The following is a 21,900-nucleotide window of genomic DNA, read 5'->3' on the forward strand; positions in this document are numbered from 1 at the left end:
GTATTCGTTACTTATTCAACATTATATACAGCATCTTCGAGATTTCCGCTCTCGTTACTGAGCCGCGCGGATCGAAACGGTTGTTGTCTTTGCCGTTAATGATACCCGCTGCTTGCAGCTTCGTCACCGCATCCTTCGCCCAGCCGGCAATGCTGCCCAAGTCAGCAAATGCTGGCACGGAGGACGATCCCGAAATTGGCTTCTTCATGTATTCTGCCATTTTGTTCAGAATCACCGCCGCTTCTTGGCGCGTAATCGGCTCCGTCGGACGGAATTTGCCGTTGCTGCCCTGTACTAATCCCAGTTCAGCCGCTTTGCTCACATAGCCTGCATAGTAACGGTCTGCCGCTACATCCGCGAATGGCGTCTGTCCTTCTGCTGCTTGGATACCCAGAGCACGGATGACGAGCGTCGCGAAATCCGCTCTCGATACATGCAAGTTCGGGCGAAATTGGTTATTCTCCATCCCACTAATGATATTCTTCGCAGCCAGCTTGAGGATGTACTCATCAGCCCAACCGCCGATTAAGTCAGCGAACTGCTTGTGAACCTCGAGCACTGCGAATTGCCCCAATTGATCAGTCGTGAAGCTAATTGTGCTGCCATCGAACGTACCATCTATCAGCTCTGCTTTGCCGCCCACCAGACGATACATATTCGCGTATTCTTTTTGCAGCTGCTTCTGTTGCTCTGCCGTTAGCGTACGCTTCACGGTAATCGAACCGCTGAATTGCTGAACCGCCGTCTCTGTCTTTCCTTTGAACGTAACGAGCTTAATCGTAAAGACTACGCCTGTCGACTTCAGTTCACCGTTCGAGCTGATTGCCTCGTTGATTGCCGTCTGGATTGAGGAATTCATCGTCGGATCAATATGAAGTACGATGCGATCCGCATCTGCAATGCCATTCGGCAAGGAAGCTGCCGGAATCGTCACGGTAAATCCAGATCCCACAATTTCAATACTCAATTTGCGCTCTTTCGCTTTCTGCACACCAGCCGCATCCAATACGAGCTGAGCCGCTTGTTCCGAAGACGCTGCCTCGAGCTTAATCGCCACTTTACCGTGCTCTGCTTGATTGACTGCTTTTTCAAGCGCAGCGCGATCTACCGCATAAGCGCCATCCGCGCCCGGTTTAATGCTCATAACCCCTTTGTCCGAAGAAGTCTCCGGCTTATGCTGAGGTTTTGGATCAGACTTTTGTTCTGGCTTTGGATCTGGTTTCGTAGTACCAGGGCCTGGATCAGGATTACTCACCTTACCTGTATAGAAGCCCCAAATATCCGATAACACTTGACCGCTGTTGCCGTCTTCTGCCTTCGTATACCATTGATAGTAGCTATCGCCTTGGAGACCGTTCCAAGTAAAAGCTGCCTGCTGGCCGCTCTTCACGTTATTCACTTTGCCGATCGGTAATTCACTATAGACCTTCACGCCAATGTAGTCGGTTGCGACGCGTTTGATCTTCGGCTGTAAATCCAAATCCAGCGAGAACTCGTCTTTGCCAGGATAGAATTCAGGATCATAATAGTTATAATCGTCCAAATATGGCGAATACGTCTTGATGTGAAACTTGTTGTTCTTCATGTCGAACTGCATCAGACGGATATAGCCGAGACCGCCTTCCGGCGCGCCTTGATAGTCCGCGAGCATCTGATAGACTTTGCGCTTCTCGCCGTTGTCGTCCTCCAGCTCATCGATCTTCAGCTGCGCATCGTGATAGTGTCCGGACAATGCCGCGATGACGTTCTTGTTCGGCTTAATGACCTTCTCGAAAATCTTATCGGCAATCGGGGCACGGTTATTGGATACGAGCATGTATTCATGCAAGCACAAGATTGCCTTACGCTCTGGATATTTCGCCACGACCTCATTCATCCAGTCGATTTCCTTGTCACCCAGGCCCCAGCCCATATAGACGATGATAAAATCATTGCCTCCGGCCGAAACGAGATCGTAGTGTCCGCGATTGTTCTGATAGGACTCGCCGTACGTTGGCATATCCTTGAATCTCTGTTCTCCGAAATACTGCCAGTACTTCGTATAGTCGTTGTCTTGGTGACCAACATCATGGTTACCAGCAAGCACGCCGTAAGGAATGTTGGCATCTTCCAACACCTTCATATCCTCGTCCGCTTCCTGCCATTGATACTCTTGATAGGATTTATCGACGATGTCTCCCGTATGGATGACATATTTAATATTGTTGCTCTCTTTGTTATCCTTCACCCAATTCACGATTTTCTTGTAAATCTGAGGATAACTCTGCGAGTAGTACTGCGTATCCGACATCCATACGAAGGAGAAATCATACGTATCTTGGGCCGTATCAGACTTGAGTTCCTTCATCTCCGCGATCTCATCTTGCACGATGATCTGGATTGTCTGTCCCATTGCATAGTCTTCAACTTTAACCGTGGACTTCAATTCGAAATCCTCTGTGCCTGCAATGCGGGTAACGAGCTGCACCCATTTCTTCGCGCTCTCGTTCCAAGCATACAAGCTGACTTTACGTCCTTCGATCGATTTGCCCTTCCAGACGATATCGACGCGGTCTGTCTTCTGAACCGCTGGGTCAAGCTTAATCTGATAACGTTGGTATGGGAATTGCTCCACTGCGTCATTGACTAAGTAATCGCCGTCTTCTGCGCTGATCTTACGGTAATCCTCCGCCGTTAATGTCTGCTCTCCTTCCGGAATCATGACTTTCGGCGGTTCGGTATCGGATGCGTTCATGAAGCCTGTGAATCCTTCTGCAGTGCGGTTGCCATCATATTGGAAGCCTCTGTAGAACGTGACGTTCATCGGATCATTCGTCGGATCCTGCACTTTCACCTTCAGACCCACGCTGCCGCCCAATTCGGATTGACCTTGCGTTGGCGCGATCAATTCCGGCTTCAGCGGATTTTCCTCCGGCGTCGTGAATGTGACCGTACGCTCCGCTTGATTGCCCACCTTATCGGATGCCGTAATCGTCAGCGTGTGCTTGCCCGCCTTCATGCTGCCGGAAGATAAAACATAGGGAAGCTTAATATCTTGGTTATCCAGCTTCACGATCACTTGGTCTACGCCGGCAATCTGGTCTTTTATCTCCGCATCCAGATTGAAGCTGCCGCGGTACTGCTTGCCTTCTTCAACATTCGGCTTGATCGAAGGCGGCGTATTGTCTACCGTGACATTCGCTGTCACGTCAACGTTGTTGCTATCGGTCACTTTCACCTGATGCGCACCGTCCGCCACTTTGGTCGTATCCCAAGCATAGGCGCGCGACTGGAAGTACTTCGCATCCAGATTGAAGTTGAAACCGATTCCTTCCATTTTTCCCGGGCTGTCGCCGATCTTGATTTCTTTACCCTTCACGTAGAGTGGATCCCAAATCTCGGTACCATCCGCTAGCATTAAGCGTACGTTTCGTACTTCGAAATCGTCTTTATTCTCTTCCTTGCGGTCATCGAATGGACTTGTCTTCGAACCTGCACGAATATAGATCACGTTATCCGCACCAATATGGAAGCGGCTCGCATCGATTTTAAAAGTCAATGTCGTATACGTCGGAATCGGATCCATGAATGTATAGAGGATCGTCTTATCCTTCTCGCTCTCCGGCCCCATCGTGACGGCATTCTTGAAATAATAGTCCACGTTCTTCGCTTCGAAGACGAAGTATGCATCATGCTCTAATGCATCGAACGAACCTTGTGTAATCGCTTGGCCGTCTACGCTTAACTTCAACGTATTCGCAGGCGTTGTCTCCGACGTCCCTTTCAACGTCTTCGTGCCGTTCACGATATCCCCGTTCTTCACGTTGAGACGGAGCGGATCATGACCCGGCTTGCCGGTGATGTCCACCTTGGCCTTTACCGTCTCCACCTCATTTGTACCGTCAGATACCATGAAATAATATTCAATATACTTGCTGCCGATCAGCGTAGCTGCAGGCACGAGATAATGATACAACGAATCAGTGAAATTCTGCGTCAGTGCATAACCGGTATAATCCGCTTCTTTGTCCGTGCGGATATAGACTTTTACTGTCGCCACTTGCCTCTCATCATCCGCAAAAGCTTTCAGATCAAGGTTCTGCGATTGCTCTACCGACGTTATGCCAGAGCGGTCTTCTGCCTTTGGCGGCGTCGTGTCTTGCTCGACATGTACAGGCACAGCCGGAACGAGCGCCGGATCGATCACGCCAGGAGTAGGCGCCGCGAGCCCGGAACTTGTCTTGATCATCGTGATGCTGCCGTCCATTGGATATTTGAATAGAATCGCTTTGTCTTCCTTGGTCTCGTCACTCACGCCGCCTTCATATACGGTCGTTGCGTCATAATTGGCATAAGAAATTTCTTTGCCCGTGTTCGTCTTAATGACGATACCACGGCGACCCGAATTCGCCATGCCGTCACTCATGATTACGAACAGGTTCGCATCCTCAACCAAGTTTGTCTTGTGGAAGTTGTTGAAATCCGCAGCCGTATAGCTATTGTTCGCGCCGTTCTTAATCCAGAACACGACCGACTGCTGGGACGGAATCATGAAGTCCTCTTTGGTCGTAGGCCATTTCAAATCAGCTTCCGGCCCATCATCAGGATATCGATAGTTGACCTTATAGTTCTTAAAATCGATCGGTGCATCGGTATTGTTGTACACTTCAATCATTTCGAATGCGTCCGAAGACGTGTTCGGTACGTTCGTCGTGTTCGGGACGATCTTCGTCACGAGCAATGACGGCACCTTCGCCGCGTTAAATGGCGGAATATTGACATCCACGGTGTAGCTCTTCTCGACGTCTTTCACACGAATGGTGTAATCGAGCGTGGATTCGACGAACGCCTTCGCCGGAATGGTGACGCTATAATCATTGCCATCAGGTTGCAGCTGCTTCATTGTCAGCAGGGTGTACTTCGCCTGCGATGGCGACTTGTACAGCAGCTCTACTTTGTCAATTTTGACTTTATCCGGATTGTTCAGCTTCGCAGTAATGAGCAGATCCTTCGCATCGACTTGTTTCGCTGAAGTATGCTCGATTTGAAGCTTGTCCCCTTGTACCGGCGGCAAAGATTCGACCTCGACCGCATATGTACCCGTACGCTCCGGCTGCAGATTGCCGTCCGCCGCTTCAATATAGTATTGAAGCAAATTGCCATCATTGACCGCTTGGCCCGGAATCGTAGCCGTATGCTTCACGCCGTCTGCCGACGCCATCACTAGCGGCGTATAAGCCGTCTGAACGTCTGTCTTATAGTATACGGAAGCGGTAACTGAAGTCAGGTTGCCTGTGATGGACGCATCGATCGGCACATCTTGATTCACGAGCGTCTTGCTTGCCGGCACGTGATCGAAATTCAGAGTCGTAGCAGCAGGCGGTTCCCCGATATCCGAAGGGAATGCCGGCACTTGAATCGCCTCAACGGTTCCCGGGGAAGCCGGTTGCGATTCCGCTGCGCCTACCATCGCCATATTCTTACTTGCATCTATTGGATAATTATAGTGAATGCCGTAATTTTCTTTGGACTTGGTTACCGAATAAGCCGCTTTGGCAATCTCGACACCGCCTAGCGTATGAATTGCTACGCTGCGGTCTCCCGTATTCGCCATGCCTCCGCCGGCATCAATCCGGAACAGATTCGTGTTTTCAATCAAATTGGACGTATATCCGTTAATTGTATAATTGGTATTAAATGCATCAGCCGTCTCGTTCGAATTACTACCGTTCATGATCCAGAGCACGATCGTCTGATGCGGCTTGATGATCACGGGAACTTTCTTATCCGTAAGCGGCCAGTCATTGTTGCTGCCGTTGTTATACACGATTTTGTAATCTCTGAAGTTGATGTCTCGGTTCGTATTATTGTAAATCTCAATGCTCTCATAACCGTCAGCCGAATTCACATTCTTCGTATCCGGCACCAGCTCTGTAATTAATAGCTTCGGTACCTTGGTATAATCGAATCCAGGTGAAGCTTGCGCCAATGCGGGCTGCAGCACGCCAAGCAGCATGCTCCCCAGCAATGCCAGAGACAACCATTTTCTGCGTATTCGCATGTGATCTTTTCTCTCTCCTTTGTTATCTGTTACAGAATGGTAGATGTATTGCTACTGAATTCTACCCCCAAATTGTAATATCCAGGTCATCCCCATATGGAGTGTCTGTAAAAGAAAGTGAAAGCAAAAAAAAGGAATCACGCGATCTAGCCAGGGGGATGCACCATTTATTTAGAACAGAGTATTATAATAAATATAGTACCTTGACTGTCAGTGTAATATATTTTATTATGCAGTTGTGGAGGTGATTGTATGAGCGAGAACAAGATCACATCCGACCTACTGCGCGGACATACGGATACGATGATGCTTATATGTTTGCAATAAGGGTGTATAAAAAGAGGGTATAAAAAGAGGGTATAAAAATTTTAACCGCCGAATGCTCGACACAGGCATCTCCCTAAACAAGGCGGTAGAGTAGAAACTGATTCAGAAGGAAAGTATTGAACAAAGAAAGATGATCGTATACAAAGCTGTAGAACAAAATGAGTGCCCCAGCAAATAGAGCTGAGGCACTCATCTTATAGAGTCGCTCATTGCGACATTTGAGGTTGTTGATCAGTAGAATTAGTGATGCTACTCTCTTGCGCAATATGCTTCTTCCAAAGATAGATCGCATAAAACAATAAAAGTGCTACCTGCACGGGTAGTATAATAATTCCAGTTTCGATACTGCCTTCTGTCAGAAGTGAGATAAAGTCATGTGCGGCATGCCATACAATTACGAACCACAAGCTCTTCGTAATCGATACAATCTCCGCGAATACAATACCAACCAGAAAAGCATAAACAACCTGCAGTAAGCTGTAGCCAATATTTTGGCCACCAAATGCATTCGCCATATGTAATACCCCAAATATTACCGACGACCATATGATCGCCGCTTTAATTCCTTTTTCCCCTATGTACCTTAGAGCCAACCCCCTAAAATAGATTTCCTCATTGAAACCAATCGAAATCGTAAATAACAGGGTAAACACATATTGTACCGGACGTATTTCACCACTGAAGCCATACGCTACAATAGAAAGCACTTCAATTACGAGCAGCGGAATGTAAAACATAACCTTACTACTGCTCTTAGCCTCGCTATAACGGAATCCGTAATCATATAACGAAAACCGTGACTTCTTCATAATCATAAACCCAATAATGGCTGATACAGCGAGAAAAGCTGCCAATACTAACAAGCTATGATCATCGTCTAACCCGATAGCCTTCGTTACAGCGAAGCCGGTTGCTGTCATCAAAGTGCAAAGCAATCCTACAAGTATTGCCGCCCAGTATGGGTGTCTTATCGAAAATTCTGTCTTCATCAATACTCCTCATTTCGCTCATTAGTATTGTTAAGGAAATAACGCATACCTACCTTGGTATGAATGATGCAGCATTTCTCTGCTCTCCGCGGCGTGTCTCTGTAAGTTGATCCGGGATGGAGCTTCGGATTCGATTGAGCACTTGCTCGTATAGTGGTTTGCTTAAATCCAACGTGATTCACATTCCGCAACAATCATGTCATTCAATGAGCTCCTTCCTTTGGTGTATCATTTGTATGTAGTGTATTATATCACTTGATACACTACATACAATAGGTAAATGAAAAAAATGTTAAAAATAATTCCTCAAACTGGATATATCAAGATAACTTCAGCTCCGTGTACAGGAATTCGATCACTGAGTTCAACAAAAAGAACAGCTATCCAGCGCTTGTGCGCGAATAGCTGCTTTGTCGATAACGGATAGGTTCACTTATTAACTGATTAAAACTGATCGCCTTGTCCACGAAGACGGGCCATTTGCTGCCAGACTGTACCAACAGCCTCTTCATCAGAACGGATGCGCTCAATCGCCATCTAGAATATGGCTGAGGAACATCTATATGCAGTAAAAGAAACCAATAAAAAAAGAAGCCACTCAAACGTTCAGAGAACGAATGAGAAGCTTCTCATAATCAATGTAGATAATTTAGGCGCGGTCGACCATCTTCGAATTGCTTCGAAAATGATTCTATTACATCATGCCGCCCATTCCGCCCATGCCACCCATGCCGCCCATATCAGGCATGCCGGCTTTTTCTTTCTCTGGCTTGTCAGCGATAACCGCTTCAGTTGTCAAGAACATAGCTGCAACGGAAGCTGCGTTTTGCAACGCGGAGCGTGTTACTTTTGCAGGGTCAACGATACCTTGAACGATCATGTCAACCCACTCGCCAGTAGCAGCGTTGTAGCCTACGCCAACTTTTTCATTTTTCAAGCGCTCAACGATAACGGAGCCTTCTTGACCAGCGTTGTCAGCGATTGTACGAACCGGGGACTCAAGAGCTTTCAGGACGATGTTCACGCCTGTTTGCTCATCGTCGGATGCAGTAACAGCTGCAACTGCATTATATACGTTCAGAAGCGCAGTACCGCCACCTGCAACGATACCTTCTTCAACTGCTGCACGAGTCGCGTTCAAAGCATCCTCAATGCGCAATTTGCGCTCTTTCAATTCTGTTTCAGTAGCCGCACCAACTTTGATAACTGCTACGCCGCCTGCCAATTTAGCAAGACGCTCTTGCAGCTTCTCTTTGTCGAATTCGGAAGTTGTTTCTTCCAATTGCGTACGGATTTGGTTCACACGCGCATCGATGTCCGCTTTGTTGCCAGCGCCATCTACAACGATTGTGTTTTCTTTTGTTACGCGAACTTGGCGAGCAGTACCCAATTGATCGATCGTAGTCGATTTCAATTCGAGACCGAGCTCTTCTGTGATGACTTGGCCGCCAGTCAATGCGCCGATATCTTGCAGCATTGCTTTACGACGGTCGCCGAAGCCTGGTGCTTTAACAGCTACGCAAGTGAATGTACCGCGCAATTTGTTCAGAACCAATGTAGGAAGTGCTTCGCCGTCTACATCTTCAGCGATGATAACGAGCTGCTTGCCTTGTTGAACGACTTTCTCCAATACTGGCAAGATTTCTTGGATTGTCGAGATCTTCTTATCTGTGATCAAGATGTACGGATTGTCCAGAACAGCTTCCATCTTGTCTGTGTCTGTAATCATGTATGGAGAGATGTATCCACGGTCGAATTGCATACCTTCAACCACTTCAAGTTCTGTGTTGAACCCTTTGGATTCTTCGACTGTGATTACGCCATCTTTGCCAACCTTCTCCATCGCTTCAGCGATCAACGTACCTACTTCATCGTCAGCTGCAGAGATCGCTGCAACTTGAGCAATGTTTTGCTTGCCTTCGATCGGCTTCGCAATGTTGTGCAATTCTTCAACTGCTGCACGAACAGCCTTCTCGATACCTTTGCGAACTACCATTGGGTTCGCGCCAGCTGTAACGTTCTTCAAGCCTTCGCGAATCATCGCTTGAGCCAGAACCGTAGCTGTAGTTGTACCGTCACCAGCAACGTCGTTTGTTTTCGTAGCTACTTCTTTAACGAGTTGTGCACCCATGTTTTCGAATGCATCTTCCAACTCGATTTCTTTCGCGATTGTTACACCGTCATTCGTAATAAGCGGAGAACCGAATTTCTTCTCCAATACAACGTTGCGACCTTTTGGTCCAAGTGTCACTTTAACCGCATTTGCCAAAGCATCTACACCACGAAGCATCGCACGACGTGCTTCTTCAGAGAACAAAATATCCTTAGCCATTAGTGAAACCCTCCTCAATTCGTATCAATATGTTCATTCATTCATCTTCATGTATGTGATTCAGCGGTTCCCTCTCTGGAACGTGATCATGTGATTGCAAAATGAGCGCATACGCTCTCCGGCTCTATTCGCCGATTACTGCGTGGATGTCGCTTTCTTTCATAATCAAGTATTCTTTGCCTTCGAATTTAATTTCAGTTCCAGCGTATTTGGAGAACAGCACGCGGTCGCCTTCTTTTACTTCCAAAGCCACACGTTGGCCGTCTTTCCACACTCCGTTACCTACTGCCACAACTTTACCTTCTTGCGGCTTTTCTTTGGCAGTGTCCGGCAATACGATTCCGAAAGCTGTAGTTTCCTCCTTCGCAATTGCCTCGATCAATACGCGTTCACCTAAAGGTCTGATCATGAAAAATAGCCTCCTTTTAAACAAGAGTTATAAAGTGAAGAATCCGCTGCCCGACAGTACGGACAAAGGCTCCACAACAAAATTAGTAATGTGTTAGCACTCGATAGTGGTTAGTGCTAATAACAATTCTTATGATACTGATTTTAAGATTCGATTGCAAGGGGGTATTCGCTTAAAAATTTTTAACTTTTTATAACCCTTATGTCTCCAAAGCTTATAAAGACGGGCTGATTTAAACAAAAAATGCAGGTAAGGAAAAGTGCAAATCGAATCACACTCTCTCTACCTGCATTTATAACTTAAGCGATTGTCGCATCTGCTGATTCATCGAACTCTTTCTCCCAAGCAAGCTGTTCTGCTATCTGTTTGCGATAAACAATTGAAGACAAGAACACACTTAACTCATAAAGGATGAGCAGCGGAATCGACACCAAGATGTCTGAAATGACATCCGGCGGCGACAGCATCGTACCTAACACAATTAAGATAAAATACGCTAAACGGCGCATTTTGCGCAGCCGAAGCGGATTTAACAACCGTATTCGTGTCAGGAACATGATCACAACTGGCAGCTCAAACAGCAGCGATATCGGGAGCAATATATTGAACATGAACGAGAAATATTGCGTAATCCCATACGTTGCTTGCAGATCCATATGCTTATTAATACTAGAAGTGAACTCGAAAGCCATCGGAAAGACAACAAAATACGCAAATGACAGCCCTAACAAAAATAATACGAACACAAAGGGCACATAACGAAGAGCCGCTCGCCGTTCTATCACTCTCAAGCCCGGACTAACGAAAGCCCACAGTTGATACAGCGTAATCGGCAGCGTAATCGCCAAGGCAAAAATAAAGGCGAACTTCATATAAATATTGATGCCATCCCAGAGCGAAAATCCATGTAGGGGGATATTTTTGGCCGGCTCGACACTGCGCAAATAGGTATAGATCGGATCAGCTATAATAAGTCCGCCTACAAGCCCAATAACAAGCGCCACCAGAATGAGAACAATCCGTTTGCGCAGTTCGACAATGTGCTCGACCATTGTCATTTGGTCTTCCTTTTCTATCGACATTGCTACACCAGCCTGTTCATCACATTGTTGCAATCTTCGCTAGGTCACAGCCAGTAGGTTGTGACACCAATGAAGCATTATTCCGGCAAACGCCGCTGTGATTCGGAATGAGTCGCCGAAGCCGTAGGAGAAGGCTGTTCAGACTTCTCTACATCTACATGCTGCACTTCCTTGCGAACAGGCTTAGATTCTTCGTCATCGCCCATAATATCGCGAGCACCTGCTTTGAACTCCCGTAAAGTGCGGCCAAATGCGCGGCCAAGCTCAGGAAGTTTATTCGGTCCGAACAATAACAAGGCAATAATCAACAGCAACAGAACACCAGAAACCCCGATTCCGTTAAACACCTTGTAATTCCACCTTTCATTGCCTCTATAAAATGAAATGCTATGATATACATCATAACATACTAGATATGTAGAAAATACCAATGAACTGTAACAAATTTATGAAAATCATTCCAAATTCGGCACACTACTCGAATTCGTCCGCACTGCTCAAATTCCCGCTAACCGCGTACAAAGCATGCGGCAACTGGTCGATAATCGCCAGCAAATGATCGTGTACACCCTTTGGACTTGCAGGCAAGTTGATAATGAGTGATTTGCCTCTTATTCCACAGACTGCACGAGACAGCATTGCCTTTCGGGTTCGCTGCATAGCTGCGTACCGCATTGCTTCTGCCAATCCAGGAACTTCCTTATCAATCACCTTCATCGTCGCTTCAGGCGTCACATCACGCGGAGCTAATCCATTTCCTCCGGTGGTAATAATTAAGTCCGCTTGGAAGTAGTCAGCCATCTCAATTAATGATGCTGAAATATCATTGACCTCATCCGGCACAATCCGGTATTCTACAACCTCACCATGCAATTCTTCCTCGACTAGCTCACGGATAACCTGTGCGCTCGTATCCTCCCGTTCGCCACGTGAACCTTTATCACTTGCTGTTAATATCGCCACTTTCCAAAGCATGTCCATTCCTCCTTCCGCCATTCGCCAATTCATCATAATAATCTCTTGTTCCATGCTAAGCTCGTTTATATTTTCTCAGTTGTGTCTGTCTAGTCCAATATAAAAAGTGGCAGTCTAATCAGTACCATGAGTCTGCTACTGCAATCCAAGTTCGAGCTCTTCCTGCGAAATCCTTCCTTGCTCGCAAAAAATTATGCCTTCTTCGGAAATAAGCAGATCCACCCCAATGTCATGGGGCTCCATTGGAACATCATCAGTAATCTGCCAAGAATAGACACAGCTTATCCGCACGACCGAGAGATCCCCTTCGATATCTTGATTGTTCGTGAAGCTCTCCATATAAGACTGCCAGAAGCGATCATAATATCCAGCCCCTAATCCGAGTCTGCCGCCTTCGGTATCAAACGCAATACCAGGTACAATAATCACGTCTAAACTTGTCCATTCTTCGCTCGGCAGCAAGTCCGTATGTGCTTCAGGTTCACGGAGTCCGAAGCAGCCATCCGTAAACGTCGTCTGGTCATCCCATCGATGCAGTGTCATTGTTCGTGTAGCAGGGATCGTTCGCGGCAAGTAAATCTGATCTCCAACTGCTAAACATGCAGCAAGCAAGGGTTTGATGTCCAATTCTCTTCCAAATGGCCAATAGCCAAATATCCGAAGAGGGCGTTTCAAATGTTCCCGCAGCTGCGCGAAATAGGCAGAAGCATGATTGCATACTTCTGCACTGGATACAGTGTACTCCTTCTCCATTACCGCCTTTCGGCGCTGTTTGAATCGTTCTCGTAGTGTGCCTTTATCTGCCGCTTGCTCCAACTGTACCCCTCCTCGGCTGCGTTACATTCTTCCATTCGGCTTAAATCTCTTATGTATGTTCATTTGCTCTTATTTTCACTCATTTTCACCATTTTCAACCTTAGTTTACCATCCTTACTTCATTTCCGCTAGCTATGCGCAAGCATTCTCCATTTTCGATACCGACTGCTTTCAATATTATCATCTCATACATGGAAAGACTTCGCACTTTTCCGCATTTTCATGTAAACTTAAGGGGACATGTTCAATTCTGATTGCTCTTGTAGCACGGATTGGACAACCTCTTAAGACATGGTAGTTTGCCCAAAACGGAGGAGATACCGATGCTGCTTCAAGCGAACGGCATATGCAAAAGTTACGGGATTACCCCCGTGTTATCCAACATTACTTTTCAAATTTTAGAACGTGAGCGGATTGGCTTAGTTGGGGTCAACGGCGCCGGCAAGTCTACGCTCCTGCAAATGATTGCCGGAGAGCTCACACCTGATGATGGCATCATATACAAGTCGAAGGAAACTCGAATCGGCTATCTTGCCCAACATACCGGCCTTCATTCGGAACGGACGATTTGGGAAGAGATGATGTCCGTATTCTCTCACCTCATTGAGGCTGAGCAGGAGCTTCGAGAATTAGAGCGTCTTATTGCTGACCCTGCAACTGCGGAGAATGAATCTCGATATGAAGAGATCTTGCGTCGATATGCGGAGCAACAAGATTGGTTCCGCCAGCATGGCGGCTATGAGATGGAGACGCGTGTGCGCAGCATCTTGCACGGCATGGGGTTCGGCCAGATGGATCCGAACACGATTCATATTCACACGCTGAGCGGTGGACAGAAGACGAGATTGGCACTTGCCCGAATTTTGCTGCAACAGCCTGATTTGCTCCTGCTTGACGAACCTACGAACCATCTAGACATCCATACCCTTACATGGCTCGAAGGTTACTTACGCTCCTACCCTGGCGCTGTCCTTGTTGTATCGCATGACCGGTACTTCCTAGATGCGATGGTGACGACGATAATCGAGATCGAACGCCATCAGGCCAAGCGGTATACAGGCAATTATTCGAAATATATCGAGTTGAAGGCAGCCGAATATGAGCAGCAAATGAAACTCTATGAGAAGCAGCAGGTTGAAATCTCAAAGCTTGAAGATTTTGTACAGCGCAATATCGTACGCGCCTCAACAACCAAGCGTGCACAAAGCCGTCGTAAAGCACTCGAAAAAATGGAACGAATCGATAAGCCATTAGGGGATCTGAAGCGTGCAAGCTTCAGCTTCGAGATTACACGTCAAAGCGGGAAAGATGTGCTTAAAGTAGAAGAAGCATCTGCATCCTATGACCATAAGCCTCCATTATTCCGCCATGTAAGCTTCGAATTGAAGCGTGGAGAAATGGTCGCTCTCATTGGCCCGAATGGTATCGGCAAGTCCACCTTGTTGAAAGCATTGACTGGCAAGCACGATCTATTAGCTGGACAGATCCAATGGGGCACGAATGTTTCGATTGGTTACTATGATCAGGAACAGACGAATCTGAACCCGAATGTAACCGTCATAGAGGAAGTATGGTCTGCCTATCCGCATATGGAAGAAGTTCGAATTCGAACCGTACTCGGAAGCTTCTTATTCAGCGGAGACGATGTACAGAAGAAGATCGCTTCCCTCAGTGGTGGGGAAAAAGCTAGAGTAGCACTAGCCAAGCTGATGCTCCTTCAAGCAAATGTGCTCATACTCGATGAGCCGACCAACCATTTGGATCTATTCAGCAAGGAAGTGCTCGAATCCGCTCTGATTGACTATGAAGGCACACTGCTCTTTATTTCACATGACCGTTACTTCCTGAACAAGATGGCTGAGCGCATCGTGGAAATGAGTGCAGAAGGAACGTGTCATTTCCTAGGAAATTATGACGACTATGTAGAGAAGAAGCAGCAGCTGGAAGAAGATAAGGATCTGCTCTCCACAAATCCATCTCAGCCGAGCAAACCTGCTTCATTCCAGAGCAGTACGGCGGAAGGCAAATCAGAAGCAGCACCTAGCGGATTGTCTACGTATGAAGCAGATAAGCAGTCGAAGCGAGAAGAACGCGCACGACAACGTAAGCTGGAGCAAATCGAGAAGCAAATTGCCGAGTTGGAAGCAGAGATTGCTGCTCGTGAGCTAGAACTTACCGAACCCGAAGTGTTCAATGATTATGTACGCGTCCAGTCGATTCAAGAACAATTAGATGCGTCCAAAGCCGCACTTGATGAAGTATATGCCGAGTGGGAGCTGCTTATGGAGGCATAAGAAAGTTTATCCTCAATACGTGTTGAAAAGGGATCTCCATTGGGATCCCTTTTTTGTATACACTTCAGGCACCATACAACTTATCCATATGAACTATGTGATAGAAACTACCTTTCCGTTCGTTAATTCCACTAACTGCTCAGGCGTTAATTGAAAGACAGCTTTGGGATGTCCTGCTGCGGCCCATATCACTTCATATTTCATCAGTTCTTCGTCGATCAGCGTCTCAATCGATTCCTTATGGGCAAACGGCGGAACACCTCCGATCACATAGCCTGTATGTTCTCGGACAAAATCAGCATCTGCCTTGCCAATCTTTTCGTTCAATAGATAACTGATCGCTCTCTCATTTACGCGATTCGTCCCACTTGCCACAATCAGCAAAGGGAGGTCTGCAGCCTTTCTGCGAAATATAATTGACTTTGCGATTTGCGATATTTCACACCCGATTGTGTTTGCGGCTTCTTGCGCGGTTCTCGTGCTATCCGGCAGCTCAACAACCTGATTAGGCAGACCCCTAGCTGCAAGCTTGTCCTGCACAATCTGAGCACTGTTCTTAAGCTCATCCATTCCAACACCTCCATCACAGCTCGGTGAATCAATTTTACTCTGAATGGCTACTTACAAGATGGATGGTCAGTGCTGAATAGCATCAGCACCGAACCATTATTTATCGGGAGAAAGATAAGTCATCCCGCAGCATCCATGCCCCGCATCCCACTCCACCATTTGGAATTTTCATAAAGAAATGCAGACCTTAAGACCACATCCACGTAAATCACAGGTTATTCACAAGATTCATCTTTATGAAACAGAATTCAAGTTTTCATTTCCACTCATTTTTTATTGGTAGAGCAGTGTTTTGATTTTGTAAACCAAGATTATCCACTGTTTTATCCACATTATCCACAATTCCAGTGTATTCCATTGCAAATGTTATTCTTTTTTTCACCAAAACTAGATCCTTAGTCCTGCATGGCCGAAAGCGTTCTATCCACGTTTTCAACGGAATATGTGGATAACTTTGTCCACACTCCGTTAGGATACCTCCACAATCCCCGACTGGGCAATAGGGTCTGACTCAGCCACTTGGCCTCGAACGGCTTGATTGCATGCAGCAACATAGGCTTGTGCAGCCGCCATTACAATATCTTGGTGCATCGCACTTCCTTGGTATCGGCATTCATTGCACGACACGGTAACTATGGCCTCGCCCGCAGCATTCTCCCCGGAAGACAACGAATGAAGCTCTAAGTCTTCAAATTGAATCGGTTCAGAGAAGGACTGCGTAATTGCCCGTATCACGGCTTCAATTGGCCCGCTGCCCACACCGGCATAAGTATGCTCCATTCCAGTATCCTGCTTCTTAACTACCACGGAGGCAACACGACTGCGAGAGCTCCCCGCTATTACTTGAACATCAAGCAGTTCAACAGCCTCCAGCTGTTCATTCAACGTCTCCCCGATGCAATGAAGCAGTTGTTCATCCGTCACAACCTTCTGCTGATCAGCCATCTGCTTGAAGTTCGCATATACCTCTTCCAACTGATTCGTATCCAATGAGACTCCATATTGGGCAGCTCTATGCTTGAGTGCATGGCGTCCCGAATGCTTGCCCAGAATAATCATATGATGAGGAATGCCCAGCTCAACAGGATCCATGATCTCGTAAGTGCTGCGGTTTTTGAGCAATCCATCCTGATGAATACCAGACTCATGCTGGAAAGCGTTGCGGCCCACAATCGGCTTGTTGAATGCAATCGGGAAATGCATCATGCGGCTAACCATGCGAGACGTTTCGTATAAGTGCTCTGGCTTGATCTGCGTGCCCGCCCGCAATACATCATTCCGCGTATTCAGTGCCATCACGAGCTCTTCCAACGCGCAATTGCCTGTGCGTTCCCCAACCCCATTTACCGTTACTTCAATCTGAGTAGCTCCTGCCTTAATCGCAGCGATGCTGTTCGCAACAGCAAGACCCAGATCATTATGGCAATGGGCACTGAATTGAACTTGGTCTGCCCCCCGCGCGCCTTGTCTCACCTTGCGGAATAATGCTCCGTACTCCTCAGGAAGAGCATAACCAACTGTATCCGGCAAGTTAATAATTGTGGCTCCTTCTTGAATAGCAGTCTCTACAAGTTCAATTACATAATCAGCGTCTGCGCGTGTCGCATCCATAGCCGTGAACTCAATCTGATCTACAAATTGCTTGGCGTAGGACACCATTTCCCGTGCCATTTGCTTCACTTCTTCCCGAGTCTTGCGCAGCTGATATTGCAGATGAATATCCGAAGCGGAAATAAAGAGATGGATACGTCTCTTCGCTGCATCTTCGGTTGCGCGAACCGCAGCATCGATATCCTCTTTTACCGCACGTGCAAAACCACAGATTTCAACCTCAGGGAACATTCTTGAAATGCGCTGTACGGCCTCAAATTCCCCTGGGCTGGATACCGGAAATCCCGGCTCCATGACATCTACACCCAATGCAGCGAGTCTCCCCGCCAGCTCCAACTTCTGATCCAACGTGAGAGCTGCACCTGGTGCTTGCTCTCCATCCCGCAGCGTAGTATCGAAAATTCGAACCATATTGCTATTGTTCGTTGACATAGAAAGTCCTCCTTCATATGGAAAGGCTATAGGGAATCAGCATAGAAACTCGTTATTCATCTTCAAACGGAAATTATTTTTCTGTCGTCCAGAGACATACTCCAAAAGGAGAAATGAATACAAAAAAACCTATCGTCTCCACGTATCAGGAGACGACAGGTTGTATGCCGCGGTACCACTCCGATTGAAGGCCATATAAGATGCAGGCGCAGCCAGCTCCTATTCGAGACCTTCCTCTCATGCCTGATAACGGCAGGTACCGTAACTGCTTATCGAATATAATCGGAATATCGTCATATCCAATCATGCTCGTTCAGCTGTTCCACTCCCAGGCGAGTTCAGACTTTACTGTCACTGCGTCGCATCACCCCGCAGCTTGCTGTGAGACAGTTCAACTCTTACTACTCCTGTTCGTTGTGTATGAATACTATGTTATTGTCGTGTCGTTCGATTAAGTTGGGTGACAATAAAAAAACCTGTCGCCTCGTTAGAGACGACAGGTGTTCTGCCGTGGTACCACTCTAGTTGATGAACTCCATCTTCGCGATAGATGAAGCCTCATCCGCTTCATGCACATGTCGATACACGCAGGCCACAGCCTAGAAATATATCGTCATGTACGCCCGATGACGGGGGCTACCGTATCTGCGTACTTCATTCCGCCGATCCGCTCACAGGCGAGTTCAGGCTTGCTGCCACTGCGTTGCACCATCCCGCAGCTCTCTTCATTTGAACAGCAATTTCCCTACTACTCCTGATCTTAGCGTTATACCGTATTTCCCATTCCATGGAAGGATTTAGGTTTGATGACTATTATATTGCCCTCATCTGAAATCGTCAATACCTAATTATCGACGCTTGAAAGAAGCTGCATTCTGCAATGGATTACACGGACCACGCTTCTAAGGAGAACGATGGCTCTGCCTTGAAGTCAAGCGGCGTAGACTGACCATGCTTCCACTTCAAGTAAGCAGCAGCTCCAATCATTGCCGCATTGTCCGTACAATATTCGAATGGCGGGATGAGCAGCGGAATCCCCTCAGCAGCACAGCGTTCTGCCAATGCTGCCCGCAGGCCCCGGTTGGCGGCAACCCCTCCGCACAGCAGAAGCTGCTTCGCACCGTATTGTTGAACAGCCCGCATCGCTTTGCCAATCAGCACGTCGATGACAGAGAGCTGGAATCCACGGGCAATTCCTGCGTAATTCGGCTCGTCCCCCTTCATCTTTGCCTGGTTGACCGCATTCAGCACGGCAGATTTCAATCCACTGAAGCTGAAGTCGTACGATTCGGGATCAAGCCAAGCTCGGGGCATCTCGACCTCCTCGATTGATTCAACTGCCAGCCGGTCGATATGCGGACCCCCCGGATATGGGAAGCCGACTGCCCGTGCTACCTTGTCATAAGCCTCGCCTACTGCGTCGTCTCTTGTACGCCCGATTAACTGGAATTTTCCTTCTTCCTCCAAGAGCACAAGTTCTGTATGACCCCCAGACACTACGAGCGCCATGCATGGGTACTCAATCTCTTCCACTAGTCGATTCGCATAAATATGACCCGCAATATGATGAGTTCCAATGAGCGGAATATCAAGAGCCATAGACAGTGATTTGGCAGCGACAACGCCAACAAGCAGCGATCCGACTAGACCCGGCCCTTGTGTTACCGCAATTGCATCTACATCTGCCATCGTAACGTCTGCTTCCTGAAGCGCCTGCTCCAGCATCACCGTAATCGTCTCGACATGCTTGCGAGAGGCAATCTCCGGAACAACTCCGCCGAAGCGGCGATGAACGTCGATTTGACTGGACACCATATTGGACAGTACCTCTCGTCCATCGCGGACGAGAGCTACTGAGGTCTCATCGCAGCTCGTTTCAATAGACATAATGAGGCAAGAATTATCTTTAATAGATTGGTTCGTCAATGATTTCACCTGCTTTAATCAGTTAGCGCCTTAGGGTCTTGCATAGGGAGCCGTAGGATCCAAGTCTGACCACATAATAAGCGCGTCTTCTTGGTTATCGGAGTAATAGCCTTTGCGCACGCCTTGCGAAGTGAAGCCGAACTTGGCATACAATCGCTGTGCGACATGATTCGAGACACGCACTTCAAGTGTCATTCGCAGCATTTCAAGTGAGTGCGCCAGCTGAACTAGCTCTTGCAGCAGCATTTCTCCGAGCCGCTGCCCTCGATATTCTGGATGTACAGCAATATTCGTAATATGCGCCTCATCCAGGACGGTCCACATTCCTGCATAACCGATAATACGCTCACCCGCTGTCATCACGATATATTTTGCAAATAAATTGTTCGTCATCTCATTACGGAAAGCATCTTGTGTCCATGGCAACGTAAATGAAGCATGCTCAACCGCGAGCACACCCGAGATATCATCAATCGTCATACGGCGAAATTGAACATGTTGAGCTTGTTTCAGCTGAGAAGAGTGATTAACATTCGCCTCGTCCTGACCTGCATGTCGCGGCTGTGACACAATTCCAGCCTTCTGTTCTTCAGCTTGTCCCATTCGAAGTACGCTCCTTTACGATTGTTGTACAGCCTTGGCTGCCGCCTGCTCCTTCGCAAGCAGCTTCGATTCCGCTTCCGTCAATTGTGTGTAATTCGGCTCCAGTCGGTGTGTGTCACCAATCTCACCTTGATGGAAGGCCTTGCTTCCAATTCGGCCGATCCAATGGGCCTTCATCATACAAGGAACCGCCTGTATCCGATCTCCGAATTGTTCTTGAAGTGCTGCAATTCGTTCCATATGCGGCTCAATCTCTCCGACGAACCATACATGTTCGGGAATATCAACCGGCTCTAAATCAGTGGATTGCAATAGGTGTGCCACCTCTTCAGCCACCTGACTGAACAATCGAATGCCATCCTCTTGCACGCGATATCCGAGTTGTGCATCCCATTCCGGTTCTTGTCTAGAAGTCTTATCTTCTACTTCGACAGCGCCTGTATCTGTCCCTGTGCGGAACCGAGCCGTATATACTTGGCCTCTCCGAGCGTCCACTAACGGATAAACCCAGTCTCTGCCTATCTTTAGGGCCCCATCTGAGACTTTTCCCTCGCGAACAGCTTCTAGTCCGCTTAGCGCTAATGCATGCAAGCTTGACACACCGACAACCGGTTTGCCCCATGCCCAGGCCATGGTCTTCGCAGCTGTAACGGAAATTCGCACACCTGTATAAGAGCCTGGTCCAATCCCCACGGCGAGGAGAGACAGATCAACCCCCTTCCAATCCAGATCCTTCAGCATGGATTGCATCGCTGGAACCAGCTTCAAGGAATGATTGCGTTCAGCTTGGGATTCAAGCTGAGCTGCTGTTCTCTTATCATGAAGAAGCGCTAGAGCCATAGTAGAAGTAGAGGTATCTAACGCTAACACCTTGACTTGCTCCTGTTGTACTGCCATGATTCATACTCCCATCCGTTTCAATTCATTCACCCATGACACGTACGGCTCCCCGTATCCAGTCAATCGAATGATGCGTTCTGTCTCTCCCTCATTCTGAATGAACAAGTGCAAATGCTGCGGAGGCAAGATCGGGGTAATAATGCTGGACCATTCCACCAAGGACACGCCTTCTCCATAGAAGTACTCATCCAGCCCCAGCTCGTCCGCTTCCGCCATCGATATCCGATATACGTCCATATGATATAAAGGCAACGCATCGCCTTCGTATTCCTTAATAATCGTAAAGGTTGGGCTGTTCACGACACCCGTAATGCCCAGCGCCTTCGCTACAGCCTGTGAGAACCTCGTCTTGCCTGCGCCTAAGTCCCCATCAAGCGCGATTACAGTTCCCGCATGGAACCGTTCAGCCAGCCGGGAAGCCAGTCGTTCCGTATCCGCTTCGCTGCTTGAGCGGAAGGCAAATTCCGCAATTTGATTCATATTTGTCCTCCATCACGATACGTATAGTAACTAAGTTATCATTATAGCATAAATTCTACATCTCCAAACCGAGATCTGCCCTAGAAACATGCGAAGTCATCGTACAAATGTACC

Annotated in this window: 16 protein-coding genes and 2 other annotated features; of the genes, 1 reads left to right on the plus strand and 15 read right to left on the minus strand. The window is 47.5% G+C overall.

The window, feature by feature from the left end; genetic code table 11:
• Positions 1 to 7: 7 nt before the first annotated feature.
• The 8 genes from PBN151_RS01760 to PBN151_RS01795 form a co-directional block, all read right to left on the minus strand.
• Positions 8 to 6,040 carry an S-layer homology domain-containing protein gene (locus tag PBN151_RS01760; RefSeq protein ID WP_072727400.1) on the minus strand — a complete coding sequence of 2,011 codons (6,033 nt, stop codon included), beginning with the start codon at positions 6,038 to 6,040 and terminating at the stop codon, positions 8 to 10.
• A 533-nt stretch (positions 6,041 to 6,573) separates the two neighbouring features.
• Positions 6,574 to 7,356, minus strand: a complete 783-nt coding sequence (locus PBN151_RS01765) for a CPBP family intramembrane glutamic endopeptidase (RefSeq protein ID WP_051614011.1) — start codon at positions 7,354 to 7,356, stop codon at positions 6,574 to 6,576.
• A 694-nt stretch (positions 7,357 to 8,050) separates the two neighbouring features.
• On the minus strand, positions 8,051 to 9,688 hold the full coding sequence (gene groL, locus PBN151_RS01770) for a chaperonin GroEL (protein WP_021254325.1): 1,638 nt from the start codon (positions 9,686 to 9,688) through the stop codon (positions 8,051 to 8,053).
• 124 nt (positions 9,689 to 9,812) lie between these two features.
• Positions 9,813 to 10,097, minus strand: a complete 285-nt coding sequence (gene groES, locus PBN151_RS01775; protein ID WP_021254326.1) for a co-chaperone GroES — start codon at positions 10,095 to 10,097, stop codon at positions 9,813 to 9,815.
• A 299-nt stretch (positions 10,098 to 10,396) separates the two neighbouring features.
• Complete coding sequence (gene tatC / locus PBN151_RS01780; protein ID WP_072727401.1) at positions 10,397 to 11,179, minus strand: twin-arginine translocase subunit TatC; 783 nt, start codon at positions 11,177 to 11,179, stop codon at positions 10,397 to 10,399.
• Between the two features lie 77 nt (positions 11,180 to 11,256).
• Complete coding sequence (locus tag PBN151_RS01785; protein ID WP_021254328.1) at positions 11,257 to 11,526, minus strand: twin-arginine translocase TatA/TatE family subunit; 270 nt, start codon at positions 11,524 to 11,526, stop codon at positions 11,257 to 11,259.
• A gap of 127 nt (positions 11,527 to 11,653) precedes the next feature.
• Positions 11,654 to 12,154 (minus strand): MogA/MoaB family molybdenum cofactor biosynthesis protein, encoded by a 501-nt coding sequence (locus PBN151_RS01790; RefSeq protein WP_028531653.1) that lies wholly within the window; start codon positions 12,152 to 12,154, stop codon positions 11,654 to 11,656.
• 135 nt (positions 12,155 to 12,289) lie between these two features.
• Positions 12,290 to 12,970, minus strand: a complete 681-nt coding sequence (locus tag PBN151_RS01795; protein WP_072727402.1) for a 5-formyltetrahydrofolate cyclo-ligase — start codon at positions 12,968 to 12,970, stop codon at positions 12,290 to 12,292.
• A gap of 323 nt (positions 12,971 to 13,293) precedes the next feature.
• On the opposite strand from PBN151_RS01795, the gene PBN151_RS01800 reads away from it, so the two are divergent.
• Positions 13,294 to 15,264, plus strand: coding sequence for an ABC-F family ATP-binding cassette domain-containing protein (locus PBN151_RS01800; protein ID WP_072727403.1), 1,971 nt, complete (start codon positions 13,294 to 13,296; stop codon positions 15,262 to 15,264).
• Between the two features lie 93 nt (positions 15,265 to 15,357).
• Here PBN151_RS01800 and PBN151_RS01805 read toward each other — a convergent pair whose 3' ends face one another.
• The 7 genes from PBN151_RS01805 to tsaE all read right to left on the minus strand — a co-directional run bounded on the left by PBN151_RS01805 (position 15,358) and on the right by tsaE (position 21,786).
• The gene (locus PBN151_RS01805; RefSeq protein WP_072727404.1) at positions 15,358 to 15,834 is read right to left on the minus strand and encodes a YbaK/EbsC family protein; all 477 of its coding nucleotides are present in this window, start codon (positions 15,832 to 15,834) and stop codon (positions 15,358 to 15,360) included.
• Positions 15,835 to 16,090: 256 nt separating this feature from the next.
• Positions 16,091 to 16,216, minus strand: a complete 126-nt coding sequence (locus tag PBN151_RS32220) for a hypothetical protein (RefSeq protein ID WP_265332066.1) — start codon at positions 16,214 to 16,216, stop codon at positions 16,091 to 16,093.
• An 86-nt stretch (positions 16,217 to 16,302) separates the two neighbouring features.
• Complete coding sequence (locus PBN151_RS01810; protein WP_072727405.1) at positions 16,303 to 17,877, minus strand: 2-isopropylmalate synthase; 1,575 nt, start codon at positions 17,875 to 17,877, stop codon at positions 16,303 to 16,305.
• 145 nt (positions 17,878 to 18,022) lie between these two features.
• Positions 18,023 to 18,301, minus strand: a binding site (T-box leader).
• Positions 18,302 to 18,363: 62 nt separating this feature from the next.
• Positions 18,364 to 18,648, minus strand: a binding site (T-box leader).
• A 114-nt stretch (positions 18,649 to 18,762) separates the two neighbouring features.
• Positions 18,763 to 19,764: a tRNA (adenosine(37)-N6)-threonylcarbamoyltransferase complex transferase subunit TsaD gene (gene tsaD / locus PBN151_RS01815; protein WP_072727740.1), complete on the minus strand. Its 1,002-nt coding sequence runs from the start codon at positions 19,762 to 19,764 to the stop codon at positions 18,763 to 18,765.
• Positions 19,765 to 19,833: 69 nt separating this feature from the next.
• Positions 19,834 to 20,283, minus strand: coding sequence for a ribosomal protein S18-alanine N-acetyltransferase (gene rimI, locus PBN151_RS01820; protein WP_051249928.1), 450 nt, complete (start codon positions 20,281 to 20,283; stop codon positions 19,834 to 19,836).
• Positions 20,284 to 20,421: 138 nt separating this feature from the next.
• Positions 20,422 to 21,303, minus strand: a complete 882-nt coding sequence (gene tsaB / locus PBN151_RS01825) for a tRNA (adenosine(37)-N6)-threonylcarbamoyltransferase complex dimerization subunit type 1 TsaB (protein WP_072727406.1) — start codon at positions 21,301 to 21,303, stop codon at positions 20,422 to 20,424.
• 3 nt (positions 21,304 to 21,306) lie between these two features.
• Positions 21,307 to 21,786, minus strand: a complete 480-nt coding sequence (gene tsaE / locus PBN151_RS01830; protein ID WP_021254337.1) for a tRNA (adenosine(37)-N6)-threonylcarbamoyltransferase complex ATPase subunit type 1 TsaE — start codon at positions 21,784 to 21,786, stop codon at positions 21,307 to 21,309.
• Between the last annotated feature and the right edge of the window lie 114 nt (positions 21,787 to 21,900).

The sequence above is a fragment of the Paenibacillus sp. NAIST15-1 genome (assembly GCF_001894745.1).
GTDB lineage: Bacteria > Bacillota > Bacilli > Paenibacillales > Paenibacillaceae > Paenibacillus_B > Paenibacillus_B suaedae.

Coding starts and splice junctions, on each gene's coding strand:
- PBN151_RS01760 (WP_072727400.1), bottom strand. CDS start 6,040: ATGCGAATACGCAGAAAATGGTTGTCTCTGGCATTGCTGGGGAGCATG.
- PBN151_RS01765 (WP_051614011.1), bottom strand. CDS start 7,356: ATGAAGACAGAATTTTCGATAAGACACCCATACTGGGCGGCAATACTT.
- groL (WP_021254325.1), bottom strand. CDS start 9,688: ATGGCTAAGGATATTTTGTTCTCTGAAGAAGCACGTCGTGCGATGCTT.
- groES (WP_021254326.1), bottom strand. CDS start 10,097: ATGATCAGACCTTTAGGTGAACGCGTATTGATCGAGGCAATTGCGAAG.
- tatC (WP_072727401.1), bottom strand. CDS start 11,179: ATGTCGATAGAAAAGGAAGACCAAATGACAATGGTCGAGCACATTGTC.
- PBN151_RS01790 (WP_028531653.1), bottom strand. CDS start 12,154: ATGCTTTGGAAAGTGGCGATATTAACAGCAAGTGATAAAGGTTCACGT.
- PBN151_RS01800 (WP_072727403.1), top strand. CDS start 13,294: ATGCTGCTTCAAGCGAACGGCATATGCAAAAGTTACGGGATTACCCCC.
- PBN151_RS01805 (WP_072727404.1), bottom strand. CDS start 15,834: ATGGATGAGCTTAAGAACAGTGCTCAGATTGTGCAGGACAAGCTTGCA.
- PBN151_RS01810 (WP_072727405.1), bottom strand. CDS start 17,877: ATGTCAACGAACAATAGCAATATGGTTCGAATTTTCGATACTACGCTG.
- tsaD (WP_072727740.1), bottom strand. CDS start 19,764: ATGTCTATTGAAACGAGCTGCGATGAGACCTCAGTAGCTCTCGTCCGC.
- rimI (WP_051249928.1), bottom strand. CDS start 20,283: ATGACGATTGATGATATCTCGGGTGTGCTCGCGGTTGAGCATGCTTCA.
- tsaB (WP_072727406.1), bottom strand. CDS start 21,303: ATGGCAGTACAACAGGAGCAAGTCAAGGTGTTAGCGTTAGATACCTCT.
- tsaE (WP_021254337.1), bottom strand. CDS start 21,786: ATGAATCAAATTGCGGAATTTGCCTTCCGCTCAAGCAGCGAAGCGGAT.